The organism is Methylorubrum pseudosasae (assembly GCF_029504475.1).
GTDB classification, from domain to species: domain Bacteria; phylum Pseudomonadota; class Alphaproteobacteria; order Rhizobiales; family Beijerinckiaceae; genus Methylobacterium; species Methylobacterium extorquens.
In genome coordinates this window covers 683,202-696,232 of the sequence record NZ_JAQGDU010000002.1, presented here as the reverse complement: position 1 = coordinate 696,232, position 13,031 = coordinate 683,202, and the positions used below count along the sequence as shown (strand labels likewise).

13 protein-coding genes and 2 pseudogenes are annotated in these 13,031 nt (G+C 70.7%); 9 read left to right on the top strand and 6 right to left on the bottom strand.

Annotation, left to right across the window (positions count from 1 at the left end):
* Positions 1–55: 55 nt before the first annotated feature.
* From M2437_RS04085 to M2437_RS04060, 6 genes and pseudogenes are all read left to right on the top strand, one after another.
* Positions 56–1,427: pseudogene (locus M2437_RS04085) on the top strand (glutamate--cysteine ligase).
* Positions 1,428–1,538: 111 nt separating this feature from the next.
* Positions 1,539–1,949 carry a hypothetical protein gene (locus tag M2437_RS04080; RefSeq protein WP_253389437.1) on the top strand — a complete coding sequence of 137 codons (411 nt, stop codon included), beginning with the start codon at positions 1,539–1,541 and terminating at the stop codon, positions 1,947–1,949.
* A 79-nt stretch (positions 1,950–2,028) separates the two neighbouring features.
* Positions 2,029–2,295 carry a sulfurtransferase TusA family protein gene (locus M2437_RS04075; protein ID WP_253389436.1) on the top strand — a complete coding sequence of 89 codons (267 nt, stop codon included), beginning with the start codon at positions 2,029–2,031 and terminating at the stop codon, positions 2,293–2,295.
* Between the two features lie 39 nt (positions 2,296–2,334).
* Positions 2,335–2,901 (top strand): NUDIX domain-containing protein, encoded by a 567-nt coding sequence (locus tag M2437_RS04070; protein WP_056463187.1) that lies wholly within the window; start codon positions 2,335–2,337, stop codon positions 2,899–2,901.
* A gap of 97 nt (positions 2,902–2,998) precedes the next feature.
* The gene (locus tag M2437_RS04065; RefSeq protein WP_265223099.1) at positions 2,999–3,133 is read left to right on the top strand and encodes a hypothetical protein; all 135 of its coding nucleotides are present in this window, start codon (positions 2,999–3,001) and stop codon (positions 3,131–3,133) included.
* A 225-nt stretch (positions 3,134–3,358) separates the two neighbouring features.
* Entirely contained in the window at positions 3,359–3,757 is a 399-nt protein-coding gene (locus M2437_RS04060) for a DUF3775 domain-containing protein (protein ID WP_012252619.1), read from the top strand.
* A 149-nt stretch (positions 3,758–3,906) separates the two neighbouring features.
* On the opposite strand, the gene M2437_RS04055 is transcribed toward M2437_RS04060, so the two are convergent.
* The 5 genes from M2437_RS04055 to cobS form a co-directional block, all read right to left on the bottom strand.
* Positions 3,907–4,347, bottom strand: coding sequence for a phospholipase A2 family protein (locus M2437_RS04055; protein ID WP_253389435.1), 441 nt, complete (start codon positions 4,345–4,347; stop codon positions 3,907–3,909).
* A 258-nt stretch (positions 4,348–4,605) separates the two neighbouring features.
* Complete coding sequence (locus M2437_RS04050; protein WP_253389434.1) at positions 4,606–5,298, bottom strand: retropepsin-like aspartic protease family protein; 693 nt, start codon at positions 5,296–5,298, stop codon at positions 4,606–4,608.
* Positions 5,295–5,507: a DUF1289 domain-containing protein gene (locus tag M2437_RS04045; RefSeq protein ID WP_060768635.1), complete on the bottom strand. Its 213-nt coding sequence runs from the start codon at positions 5,505–5,507 to the stop codon at positions 5,295–5,297. The genes M2437_RS04050 and M2437_RS04045 overlap by 4 nt, the downstream gene beginning before the upstream one ends.
* A 54-nt stretch (positions 5,508–5,561) precedes the next feature.
* On the bottom strand, positions 5,562–6,239 hold the full coding sequence (locus M2437_RS04040) for a DUF6891 domain-containing protein (protein WP_253389433.1): 678 nt from the start codon (positions 6,237–6,239) through the stop codon (positions 5,562–5,564).
* Between the two features lie 14 nt (positions 6,240–6,253).
* A complete protein-coding gene (cobS, locus tag M2437_RS04035) occupies positions 6,254–7,081 on the bottom strand; it encodes an adenosylcobinamide-GDP ribazoletransferase (protein ID WP_253389432.1) in 828 nt (275 codons plus the stop codon).
* 167 nt (positions 7,082–7,248) lie between these two features.
* Between cobS and cobT the strand changes: the two are divergent.
* A pseudogene (gene cobT / locus M2437_RS04030) lies at positions 7,249–8,287 on the top strand (nicotinate-nucleotide--dimethylbenzimidazole phosphoribosyltransferase).
* 53 nt (positions 8,288–8,340) lie between these two features.
* Here cobT and M2437_RS04025 read toward each other — a convergent pair.
* Positions 8,341–9,882 carry a sensor histidine kinase gene (locus M2437_RS04025; protein WP_003603743.1) on the bottom strand — a complete coding sequence of 514 codons (1,542 nt, stop codon included), beginning with the start codon at positions 9,880–9,882 and terminating at the stop codon, positions 8,341–8,343.
* A gap of 342 nt (positions 9,883–10,224) precedes the next feature.
* On the opposite strand from M2437_RS04025, the gene M2437_RS04020 reads away from it, so the two are divergent.
* Together M2437_RS04020 and M2437_RS04015 are read left to right on the top strand one after the other, a co-directional pair.
* Complete coding sequence (locus M2437_RS04020; protein WP_003603744.1) at positions 10,225–10,680, top strand: (2Fe-2S)-binding protein; 456 nt, start codon at positions 10,225–10,227, stop codon at positions 10,678–10,680.
* A gap of 35 nt (positions 10,681–10,715) precedes the next feature.
* Complete coding sequence (locus tag M2437_RS04015) at positions 10,716–12,911, top strand: xanthine dehydrogenase family protein molybdopterin-binding subunit (protein ID WP_253389430.1); 2,196 nt, start codon at positions 10,716–10,718, stop codon at positions 12,909–12,911.
* Positions 12,912–13,031 lie beyond the last annotated feature (120 nt).

Here is a 13,031-nt window from a genome sequence, read left to right as displayed (position 1 = left end):
CGGATTCTCGGCGCGCCGCTGACCCCTTCGACCGACGTTACCTTCGAGGCAGCGCATGGCGCGCGACACGTCCGACACCACCCCGCTCACGACGCGGGACGAACTGATCGCGTGGTTCGCCGCGGGCGAAAAACCGCGCGCACGGTTCGCGATCGGCACCGAGCACGAGAAGATCCCGTTCTACACCGCCGACCACATGCCCGTTCCCTATGAAGGCGAGCGCGGCATCCGGGCGCTTCTGGAAAATCTCGGCCGGGAGACCGGCTGGGAGCCGATCCTGGATGCCGGCAACATCATCGGTCTGGCGGGACCCGAGGGCGGTGGCGCGATCTCGATCGAGCCCGGCGGCCAGTTCGAACTCTCCGGCGCGCCACTGCCCGACATCCACGCGACCGCGACCGAACTCGACGAGCATCTCGCGGCCACGAAGCGCGCGGCCGAGCCTCTCGGCATCGGCTTCCTCGACCTCGGCATGAGTCCGAAATGGACCCGCGAGGCGACGCCGCAGATGCCGAAGAGCCGCTACCGCATCATGCGCAACTACATGCCCAAGGTGGGCAAGCTCGGCCTCGACATGATGCTGCGCACCGCGACCGTGCAGGTGAACGTCGATTTCGCCTCCGAGGCCGACATGGTGCGCAAGATGCGCGTCAGCCTCGCGCTTCAGCCCATCGCCACGGCGCTGTTTGCCAACTCGCCCTTCACCGACGGGCGGCCCAACGGCTTCCTGTCGCGCCGCTCGGAGATCTGGCGCGACACCGACCCCGACCGCACCGGCATGCTGGCCTTCGCCTTCGATGAGGGCTTCGGCTACGAGGCTTACGCCGATTGGCTGCTCGACGTGCCGATGTATTTCGTCAAGCGCGGCGAGACCTACCACGACGTCGCCGGAGCCTCGTTCCGCGACCTGATGGCCGGGCGCCTCGCGCAACTGCCGGGCGAGCGGGCCACCGTCTCGGATTGGGCGAACCACGCCTCCACCGTCTTCCCGGAAGTGCGGCTCAAGCGCTTCCTCGAGATGCGCGGGGCCGATGTCGGCGGGCCGGCGATGATCGCCGCGCAATCGGCTTTCTGGGTCGGGCTCCTCTACGACGAGACCGCCCTCTCCGCCGCCTGGGATCTGGTGCGCGGCTGGTCCGCCAGCGAGCGGGAATCGATGCGCGCGGCCGTGCCGCGGCTCGGGCTCCATGCCAGCATCGGCGGGCGCTGCCTCGGCGCGGTCGCGGCGGAGGCGCTCGCCCATCGCCCGCACCGGGCTTCAGGCGCGGGCGCGCCGCGACGGCAACGGCCGCGACGAGGCGGTCTATCTCCAGCCGCTGGAAGCGATCGTGGCAGCCGGCCGCAGCCACGCGCAGGAGCGGCTCGCCGACTACGAAGGCCCCTGGGAGAAGTCGGTCGATCCGGCCTTCACGGCCTGCACGTTCTGATCGTGCGGGTACCACCCTAGATTTTCTTCCACGGCAAGCGGGGCAGTCGGAACGCGTTCTGTGCGGCGTTGTTCCTCTGCGTGTTCCTTATCGCGTAAGGAGTTCGCATCCATGTCCCGCATCACGACCCTGACGCTGGCCGGCCTCACCGCGGCGAGCCTGACGGTGACGGCCGTTTCGCCCGTCCAGGCCGCGCCCCTGCCGGCGATGAGCGCTGCGCAGGTCGCCGGCGGCCCCGCCGTCGAGACCGTCGGCTGGCGCCGCGGATATTACGGCGGCTATTACGGCCCCCGTTACGGCTACGGCTACGGTTATCGCCGCCGCAACGTCGCGGGTGCGCTGTTCGCGGGTGCGGCGCTCGGCCTGATCGGCGGCGCGATCGCCGCCAGCGCAGCCCCGCGCTACTACGGCTATCCGGCCTATGGCGGTTACTACGGCTACGGCGTCCCCGTCGGCTATTACGGCAGCTACGGCTACCCGGTTTATGGCGGCTATTACGGCTACGGCCCCTACGGCTGGTAGCCGTCTCCTCCACCGCTGAAGACAACGCCCTGCGGCTGGGTTCAGCCGGCAGGGCGTTTTCGTGTTATGCGCCGCTCCCATGTCCGAGATCTCGCAGGACGGCACGGTCGAACTCGACCTCAGCGGCCTCAAATGCCCCCTCCCCGCTTTGCGCACGCGCAAGGCCCTGCGGGCCCTCGCGCCCGGCGCGCGCCTGGCCGTGACCGCGACCGATCCGCTGGCCGGGATCGACATCCCCAACGTCGTCCGCGAGGAAGGGGCCGCGCTGGAGGCGCTGGAGCGCCGCGGCCCGGCCGCGCGCTTCCTGATCCGCCGCGGCGTCGACCGCCCGCCTGCGCAAGCCTGACCCCGAGATTCCGACCTGAAGCCCCGAACCGGAGACGCCATGCCCCCCGAGATCCGCGGCACCCGCACCGTCCACGATGGCTGGGCAACCTTCCTCGTCGCCGAGGTGACGACTCCCGAGGGCACCGCGGTGACCCGCGAGATCGAGGATCACGGCGAGGCGGTCTGCGTGCTGCCCTACGATCCCGAGCGCAAGGTGGCCCTGCTGATCCGGCAGTTCCGCGCCCCACCCTTCTTTACCGCGGGCGTGACCGACCTGCTGGAAGTGCCCGCCGGCCTGCTCGACGAGGCCGACCCGGACGAGGGCGTGCGCCGGGAGGCCTTCGAGGAGACCGGCCTGCGGCTGTCGCATCTGGAGCCGGTCTCCACGGTGTGGAGCCTGCCGGGGATCTCCACCGAGCGGATGCACCTCTACCTCGCCCCCTACGCGGAGAGCGACCGGGAAGGGCCGGGCGGCGGCTTGGCTGAGGAGCACGAGGCGATCACCGTGGTCGAGATGCCGCTCTCCACCCTCGCCGCCATGAGCGAGGCCGGCGAGATCGTCGATATGAAGACGCTAGTGCTCCTGCTCTCGCTCCGCCTGCGCCGCCCCGAATTGTTCGCCTGACGCGCCGCTTGCGGACCGGTCGGCAGCCCCTATCATCCTCTCTCACGCGGACCGGATTTTCTCGAAACAGCAGACGCCGCCGCGGGGAGATGCGCCCATGTCCTTCTTCATCGGGATCGCCGGTCCCTGGCTCGTGATCTCCGCCCTGCTGCTGATGTGGCACCGGCGGGAGGAGGAACGGCCGGCGCGGACCGCGGAGGCCGAGCCGGGCGGATACCCGCCGCGGGCCTGAGGCTGTCCGGGCCAACGCGCCCGCCGCTTCCACCCCTTTCCTCTCCCGATTCCGCATGGTGCTCCGGCACGGCCGAACCAACGGCCACGCCATGGGTTGTCGAGGCCTCTGCGCCCTGTCGCAGCCCGACGTCACCGGCCGGCCCGGACGATCGCGGCGGACACGGCGCGTTCCGTTCGAACCCGACGCGCCGCGTATCGTGGGCCGTCGATGCTGGAGCCACGTATGGACATTGCCCTCGACAAGATCACCGAGATCATCCTGCGGCTGCGGGCGGTCGAGGTGAAGGAAGGCGCGACCGATCCGGATTCGGGCTCCAACCCGACCGATGACGGCTCGATCGACATGCTGGTCGGCGGCACCGACGACGCCACCGAGCAGGAGATCCGCAGCATGATCGCCGGGCTCAACGAGGATGAGCGCGCCGATCTCGGAGCACTGCTGTATATCGGCCGCGGCGACTACGAGGCGGCCGAATGGCACACGGCGGTCAACTTCGCCAAGGAGCGTGAGGCGGCGGGCGATACGGTGATCCGCGAGTTGCTCGGCACGCCGGATGCGGCGCCGCTCCTCGAAGAAGGTCTCGACGCGCTGGGAATTCCGATGGAGCCGCCCGAGGCCTAGGGCGCCCCACCCGGCCTGAGGTCGCGCAGACGCCCGCTGCAAGCCGGACGAGTCGCGGCCATCCGCGCTTCGAAAGAGACATCCATCTCACAAAATGACATCGGCCCGGAACGAGCGCTCCGGGCCGATGCCGTATCAGGGGTTAGATTTTAGGGTTCGCAGGCCAGCGCCTTCGCGCCGACGGCGACGAACTCCGCCGCTGTCCGCAATTCGTCGTCGATCCGCGGCGTCCGGGCCACTTGCCTGGCTTCGCGCGCCAGCTGGTCGTTGCAGGAGCAGGTCGGCAGCCCCTGGCCCACCGGCGGCGAGCAGGCATCGTGGTGCATGCAGGCCCGGTCGAGGGCATCGATCGGCGGAAGGCCGGCGCCGCGGCTGCCTGGGCCGCAATAATTACCGTGAAAAACCAAGGCGCCCTGGGGCAATCCGTTGCCGAGGTCGGGCGCGGTCGGCGCCTCGACGGAGGGCGCCTCGAGGTCCGGTGTGGCCACGGACTGAGCCGAGACGGCGAGCGGTGCGAGGCCGAGCAGGACGGCCGAGAGTGCGGCAACGAGGGGAAGACGCCGGGCGGCGCTGTAAGGACGTATAGCCAAGGTCGGAAAACTCCGTTCGAAACGCTCCCCTCACAGCTTTGCACCGGCCGGGATCGTCACCCGCGCCGGGAAGGCTGAGCCGTTCAAACGATTTGTCCGTGGACGTGGTTCACTCTTGCCATCGCGGTGACGAGCGAGGTCATCGGCCCCGTCGAGGCCGTGGCCCGAGGCCGCCTGATGGTGCTCGGACAAAGCACCGACCGCGAGCCTGAAAACGTCCCGGGCGGCTTCGGAGGCGGTGGGCGGCGCTGACGCCCGTCAGCGGCTGCGCAGGATCAGCCGGTCGCCGCGCACCTCGTAGGAGGGCAACCGGTCGAGGAAGCTCTGGCCGAGCAGGTTGGTGGTCAGCACGCCGGGCCGGCTCACCATGGCGTTGACGTTGCGCTCGGTGATCGGCCCGACGGTGATCGAGTCGAGCCGGATCGGCGCGGTGAGCGCGGTGCCGTTGGCGGTGGAGACGCGCTGGGTGAAGGCGCTCTCCGGCGGACGGATGCCGAGGCGCTCGGCCGTCTCGGCGGTGAGCACGACGCTGCTCGCGCCCGTGTCGAAGACGAAGCGCTGCTCGGCCCCGCCGTTCACCGCCGCCAGAACGGCGAAATCGCCGTCCGAGCGGCGGGTGATCGTCACCTCGCCGCCCGGGCCGACAATGGCGGTGCCGGGGCGCAGCGCCCCGACGACGTTGGCGCCGACCCGCTGCGCGTCGTCGCGATAGGTGTAGCCGACGACGATCACCGCGCCGATGGCGAGCCAGATCAGGATCGAAGCCAGGGTCTTGCCCGGCATGACGAGCGCCTGCCGCCAGCGGCCGGCGACGAGCAGCAACAGCAGCGCGGTCATCGACACGACGCCGGCGAGCTGATCGGCATCGAGCCCCATCACCGGGCCGCCGTCATGGTTGGCGATCAGGACGGCGAGGCCGATCCCGAGAATGGCGAGCGCGGCCCACATCATGACGCGCATGCCTCCCGGCCGGGATAGGCCCGGCGCAGCCGCTCGGGCAGCGCGGCCATGACAGCCAGCCGCTGTGCCTCGGAGAGCGAGCCCCACAGCCCGATCTCGTCGCGCGTGCGCCCGCAGCCCTCGCACAGGCCCGTCACGGCATCGAGCACGCAAAGCTTGGTGCAGGGTGAGGAGGGTTTCTTCGAAGGGGTCGCCAGCATCGCCCGTGCAAATGGGACGGAGCGGGGCCGTGAATCAAGGTCTCACCGAAAACCTTACGCCGCCCGCGGGTCGTCGGACGGGCTGCGCTTCAACCAGTGGATCGGGTGGACGAGGATGCGCGTCCCCACATCCCCCTCCCAATGCGTCCGCAACCCTTGCGCCTCCACGGCCGCCACGATCTCGGCGGCGATGGCGGCCATGGTCGCATCGCGGTCGTCGAACGCGCCGAAGGCGAGATAGAGCCCCCGGTCGAAGACGACCGCTTCGATATCCTGCCCGTGGTAGAAGACGAACCCCCGCGACGCGCGCCCGCGCTCCCGGCGCTGGTGATAGATTTCGGCCGCATCCGAGATTCCGTCCGAGCGGGTGTAGCCGGCATCGTGCAGCGCGATGATGCCGCTCGCGTCGAGTGTGTCGAAGGCGATGGCGAGGCGGTCGAAATCCGTTTCCAGCGGCCAGGTCGCCTCGTCGGCCCGCTTGCGTGCGAAGGCGCGCGCCACCTCCGCCTCGACCCAGCGGCGATCCTCGGGATCGATCTCGTCGGGGTTCAGGTACTCGTCCAGGATCGTCTCGAGCGTCGAGGCTTCGGTCTCGAAGCCGCCGCGGGCCAGGATCTCGATCCGCTCGGCGGTGTCGGCCCGGTCGATCGCCTCCAGGGGCGAGTCGGACGGGGCTTGGCTCTGCGCCTTCACCCTCCGGCTCTGGAAGAGCCGGCGGAGGATCCTCAGCATCGCGCGGATCTCGCCTAGGCCGTCGCTGCCACCAGGGCCAGCAGCACCGCGATCTCGCCGACCTGCTGGCAGGCGCCGACCACGTCGCCGGTCTGTCCGCCGATCTTCCGTTCGGCGAGCGCGCTCAGGCCGAAGGCTGCGAGCGGCGCCAGGATCAGCGCGAGGCCGAGACCCAGCGGCGGCAGGCCGAGGGCGGCGGCGATCCCGGCAAGGATCAGGCAGATCGATCCCGCGATCCCCAGCGTCGCCCGGCTCGGCCGGCCGACGGCGGCACCCGCTCCGCCGGGACGGGCGGGGTCGAGGATCGCGAGCGGGAGCAGCGCCACCGTCCGCGACAGGGCCGCGGCGAACAGGAGCGACACGGCGGCGAGCCCGCCGGAGCGGTCGAGCAGGGTGGCGAGCATCGCCGCCCGCAGCGCCAGCCCGAGGAACAAAGCGGTGCCGCCATAGGCGCCGATGCGGCTGTCGCGCATGATCTCCAGGCTGCGCTCGCGGCTCTGTCCTCCGCCGAACCCGTCGGCGACGTCGGCCAAGCCGTCCTCGTGCATGGCGCCGGTGATGAGCGCGAGCGCCACGAGGGCGAGTGCGGCGGCGACGAACGGCCCGAGCCGGATCTCCCAGGCCAGCACCAGCACCAGGGCGGCGGGCACGCCGATCAGCAGCCCGGCCAGCGGCAGCATCCGCGGCACGGTGCGAAAATCCGGCGCGGCGTAGGGCGCCGGCTCGTCGGGCAGTGGCGGAACCGGCAGGCGGGTGAAGAAGCGAAGGCAGGCGGCGAGATCGTAGACCAGCTCCGCCCCCGGAAAGGGCGGTCCGAGATCGCGGCCACTGCGCTCGATCATTCCGCTGCCCTTCCCTTCGGCCACCTGTACCGCGGGCCCGTCCGCTTCTATAGCGCCGGGAGCCGGCTGCCTGCTACGCGGCGCCGCTGGCTATCCGGTGGCAATTCCCGCACCGATCGGGCGACCTCCTTCGTTTTTCCCGCATCCGACGCGCACGAGCCCTGCCGATGACCTCCAGCCCGACCCCCGACGCCTCGCCCTTCGCCGACATCCGCCGCCTGCTCACCGAGATGCCCGGCCCCGATGGGGACGCGGTCGCCGCGATCCGGGCGCGGGATGCCAGCCTCACCAAGCCGCCGGGCGCGCTCGGGCGGCTCGAAGGTCTCGTGGAATGGCTCGGCGCGTGGCAGGGCAAGGCCAAGCCCACCCTCGACCGGCCGATGGTCTGCGTGTTCGCCGGCAGCCACGGCGTGGTGGAGCGCGGCGTCTCGGCCTTCCCCGCCGCGGTCAACCGGCAGATGCTGGACAACTTCGCCGCCGGGGGCGCGGCAATCAACCAGCTCTGCGCCGCCTACGGCCTCGGCTTCCGGGTGTTCGACCTCGCCGTGGATCTGCCGACCGGCGACATCTGCTCCGGCCCGGCCCTCGACGAGAAGGGGTGCGTCGCCACCATGGCCTTCGGCATGGAGGCGGTGGCGGCGGGCACCGATTGCCTCGCGGTCGGCGAGATGGGCATCGGCAACACCACGGTCGCGGCGGCGATCTACGCCGCGCTCTACGGCGGCGAGGCCGAGCACTGGGTCGGGCGCGGCACCGGCCTCGATGCGGCCGGCCTCGACCGCAAGGCGCAGGCCGTGCGGCTCGCGCTCGACACCCATAAGGATCATCTCGGCGACCCGCTGACGATCCTGGCACGCCTCGGCGGCCGGGAGATCGCGGCGATGGCCGGGGCCATCCTCGCCGCGCGGCTGCAAAGGGTGCCGGTGGTGCTCGACGGCTATGTCGCGACCGCCGCGGCGGCCATTCTGCACGCCGCCGACCCTCACGCCCTCGACCACTGCATCGCCGGGCATCTTTCAGCCGAGGGCGCGCATGGCGAGGTGCTGGCACGGCTCGGCCTCAAGCCCGTCCTGTCGCTCGACATGCGCCTCGGCGAAGCCTCCGGCGCGGCCCTGGCGCTCGGCCTGCTGAAGGGCGCGCTCGCCTGCCACCGCGACATTGGCGACGTTCGAGCAGGCGGGGGTTTCGGGCAAGAGCGCCGATTAAGACGCGCCGGCTGAGGACGTGGGCCGGGGCGCTCGGGCTGAGCGCTTCGTCCGTCAGGCCGCCCGCGCCCGCCGGGCGGACGCCGCCTCGGCCGGGGCCTTCTCGGCAGCGAGCGTCATCGCGGGCAGGGTGTCCATGCCGCGGCTCGCGGGGAAGGTGACGATCACCTCGGTGCCCTCGCGCGGCTTCGACTTAAGCTGGAAGCCGCCGCCATGGAGGTCGATCAGGCCCTTCACGATCGGCAGGCCGAGGCCGGAGCCCTGCTCGGCGGTCTTGATCGCCAGCGAGCCGCGCCCGAACGAGGACATCACCGTGCCGAGTTCGTCCTCGGGGATGCCGGGCCCGGAATCCTTGACGCTGAGATATTGCCCGCCCGACGAGGTCCAGCCGACCTTGATCGTGATCTCGCCGCCCGGCGGCGTGAACTTCACCGCGTTCGAGAGCAGGTTGAGCACGATCTGGCGCAGTGCCCGCTCGTCGGCCCAGAGGCGCGGCAGGGAATCGTCGATCAGGCTGGCGAAGGTCTGGCCCTTGCTGCGGGCGCGCAGGGTCATCATGTGGCGGCACTCCTCGACCGTATGGGCGAGTTGCACCGCCTCCTCGGTGAGGTCGTAGCGCCCGGCCTCGATGCGCGAGAGGTCGAGGATCTCGTTGATGAGATTGAGCAGGTGCATCCCGCTGTCGTGGATGTCGGTGGCGTATTCCCGGTAGGCTGGGGCGACATGGGCGCCGAACACCTCGTTCTTCATCACCTCCGAAAAGCCGAGGATGGCGTTGAGCGGCGTGCGCAGCTCGTGGCTCATGGTGGCGAGGAAGCGCGACTTGGCGAGGTTCGCCTCCTCCGCCCGCCGCCGGGCCTCGTCGGAATTGGCCTTGGCCTGTTCGAGTTCGGCGAAGATCGCGTCCTTCTCCGCCCGCGATTGCAGGGTGCCGACCGCGGAGGCGTAGAGGCGGCGGGCCAGCCCGGCGAAGAAGAGCTGGCTCGCCACCGTCATCGCGACGAGGAGCATCGTGTCCATGTCGCTGGAAAAGATCAGCAGCGACAAAGCCGCCAGCATCAGCGGCACGAGGCCGGCCAGGGCGGCGACCGGCACGGTCGCGGCGAGCATCGTCGTCACCGCCGCGACGATGACGAGGCCGAACAACGCGAAGGTGCGCGCCTCGGGAACGCCCACGAGAAGCAGCATCGCCCAGGCGGCGCTCTGGCCGAACTCGGCGGCGACGAAGGCGCGCCCCCAGTGCTTCAGCGACAGGCTTTCCGGCGCCTGCCGCAGGAAGCGGCGGCTCAGCAGCAGCATCAGGGTGGTGGCGGCGATCGCCCCGGCCGCCCAGATCGCCGCGGTCACGGCCGGCACCCAGATCGAGGAGGCACCCGCGACCATCAGCGCCAGGATCAGGAGCGGGATGCCCGCCCCGACCCGGTACTGGGCGTAGAGGCGCAGGAGTTCGGTGTCGAAGGCCCGTTCCAGGCCGCTCGTGGAGGTCAGCCGCTCCCGGGCCGAGCGCATTTCGCGCGCGATGCCGCGCCGCTTGGCCACCTCTTGCGAGGAGGGCCCGCGCCCGCGCTGAACCATCTCCGCTGTGAGGTCGGCCATAACAGTCGAGATCGCCAATCGGGATCGGAACGCCGGGCGCCCGGTCGTGGTCTAGCGGCGCACGGGGTGAGGTGGAGAGCCCACAGGGTGCCGTGCGAACCGTTAAGAAGCGGCTTCGACGATCCGGCGAATTGCGTAGATCCAGGGGCGGAAACGTCTCATCCTTATCGGAGTGCGCTCCCGCACATCGGGAACGAGCGGACAGGATCAAACTCGGAACGATTCCAAGTGCCGACACTCCAGGTGCCGACACCAAGTGACGGTGCCGAAGCGCATCTCGCGGCCCGATGGCGGCCCTGAGCCCGGGCGCTTCGTGCGACAGCTTCCTCTCGGAGAGCGCCCATGCTGACCCTCAACCTGAACGGCGTGGCCCGGGAGGTCGATGCCGACCCCGACATGCCCCTGCTCTGGGTGATCCGCGACCGCCTCGACATGACCGGGACCAAGTATGGCTGCGGCATCGCCCAGTGCGGCGCCTGCACCGTGCACATGGACGGCCAGCCGGTGCGCGCCTGCCAGACCCGCATCGGCGATGTCGGCGAGGCCAAGATCACCACGATCGAGGGCGTCGAGGGCAAGGTGGCCGACGCCGTCAAGGCGGCGTGGCGCGGCCTCGACGTGGTGCAGTGCGGCTACTGCCAGTCCGGCCAGATCATGTCGGCCATCGGTCTGCTCACCGAGAACCCGAAGCCCAGCGACACGGATATCGACGGCGCCATGGACGGCAATGTCTGCCGCTGCGGCACCTACCAGCGCATCCGCGCCGCCATCCACGAAGCCGCCCGCACGCTCGCTTGAGCCGCCCCGCAGCCTATCAAGATTTGGAGCCCGGCATGCTCAAGCGAGACCTGACTGATGCGCCCATCCCCTCGCGGCGCGCCTTCCTCGGCGGTGCGGCGGCGGGTGCCATGCTGCTCGCCTTCCGCCTCGACCTGAAGGGTGCCCGCGCCGCGGAAGCCTCGGACGCGCTGTCGAAGGCCCCGGCCCAGCCCAATGCCTTCGTGCGGATCGCCGCCGACGACACCGTCACGGTGATGATCAAGCATCTCGATATGGGCCAGGGCAACACGACCGGGCTCACCACCATCCTCGCCGATGAACTCGACGCGGATTGGGGGCAGATGCGCGTCGCCTTCGCCCCGGCCGACGCCAAGCTCTACGCCAACCTGCTGATGGGCCCGGTCCAGGGCACCGGCGGCTCGACGGCGATCGCCAATTCCTGGTTCCAGCTCCGCAAGGCGGGTGCGGCCGCCCGCGCCATGCTGATCGCCGCCGCCGCCGACAAGTGGGGCGTACCGGCGGGCGAGATCACCGTCGCCAAGGGCGTCATCAGCCACAAGTCGGGCAAGCAGGCCCGCTTCGGCGAGTTCGCGGAGGCCGCCGCCGCCAAGCCGGTGCCGCAGGAGCCCCGCCTCAAGACGCCGGCCGAGTGGACGCTGATCGGCGGGCGCGTGCCGCGCATCGATTCCGCGGCGAAGACCGACGGCACCGCGATCTACTCCCTCGACATCCGCCGCCCCGGTCAGGTCACGGCCCTCGTCGCCCACCCGCCGCGCTTCGGCGCCACGGTGAAGTCGGTGGATGCGGAGGCCGCGCAAGGCATGCCCGGCGTCGTCGGCATCGTCACGATCCCGACCGGCGTGGCGGTGATCGCCCGCGACACCTGGACCGCGATGAAGGCCCGCGAGGCCCTGAAGATCACCTGGGACGATTCCGCCGCCGAGACCCGCTCCTCGGACGCGATCCTGGCCGAGTACCGCGAGACGGCCAAGACCTCCGGCCTCGTCGCCTCGCAGGCGGGCGACGCCGACGGCGCCATCAAGGGCTCAGCCAAGGTGCTGGAGGCGGAGTTCTCCTTCCCCTACCTGGCCCATGCCGCGATGGAGCCCCTGAACGCCACGATCGAGCGCGCGGCGGACGGCAGCTTCGACGTCTATGCCGGCTGCCAGATCCAGACGATCGAGCAGGCGGTGGTGGCGGCGACGCTGGGCGTCACGACCGACCGGGTCCGGCTGCACACCCAATGGGCCGGCGGTTCGTTCGGCCGCCGGGCCACGCCGGGCGCCGACTACTTCGCCGAAGCCGCCGCAATCGTGAAGGCCTGGGACGGCAAGGCGCCGGTCCACCTTGTCTGGACCCGCGAGGACGACATGGCGGCCGGCTATTACCGCCCGCAGGTCCACCACACGGTCAAGGCGGGCCTGAACGAGAAGGGCCAGATCACCGGCTGGCGCCACACCATGGTCGGCAAGTCGATCATGATCGGCTCGCCCTTCGAGGCGATGCTCGTCAAGAACGGGATCGACTCCACCACCGTCGAGGGCGCCTCCGACACGCCCTACGCGCTCCCGGCCTACCGCTTCGAGGTGCACAATGCCCGCGAGGGCGTGCCGGTGCTGTGGTGGCGTTCGGTCGGCCACACCCACACCGCCCACGTCATGGAGGTGTTCATCGACGAGCTGGCCCATGCGGCGGGGTCCGATCCGGTCGCCTACCGGCTGTCGCTGCTGACCCGCGCGCCGCGCCTGTCAGGCGTGCTGCGGCTCGCCGCCGAGCAGGCCGGCTGGGGCGGAAAACCATCCGAAAAGGGCCGCGGCCTCGGCGTGGCGGTGCACGAATCCTTCGGTTCCTACGTCGCGATGGTGGCCGACGTCACGGCGGGCGAGTCCGGCGTGAAGGTCAACCGGATCGTGGCGGCGGTCGATGTCGGCATCGCCGTGAACCCGGACGTGGTGCGTGCCCAGGTCGAGGGTGCGGTGGGCTTCGCCCTGTCGGCGGTTTTGCGCAACCGCATCACCCTCAAGGACGGCGTGGTGCAGGAGAGGAACTTCGACAGCTACCAGCCGACGCGCATCTCCGAGATGCCGCGGGTCGATGTCCACATCGTGCCCTCCGAGGTCGCTCCCACCGGGATCGGCGAGCCCGGCGTGCCGGTGCTGGCGCCGGCCATCGCCAACGCGGTCTTCGCCGCGACGGGCCAGCGCCTGCGCTCGCTGCCGCTCGACCTGTCGAGCCTGCGCGGCGCGTAAGCCGCGGGGCCTCCACACCGCCGGTTCCGGACCGGAACCGGCGGTGCGGCGGGCCGGCCCCCCTACATATCTCGCACCGTACACATCTCGGCGAGGTAGGCTTCCACAACGCAAGCGTGC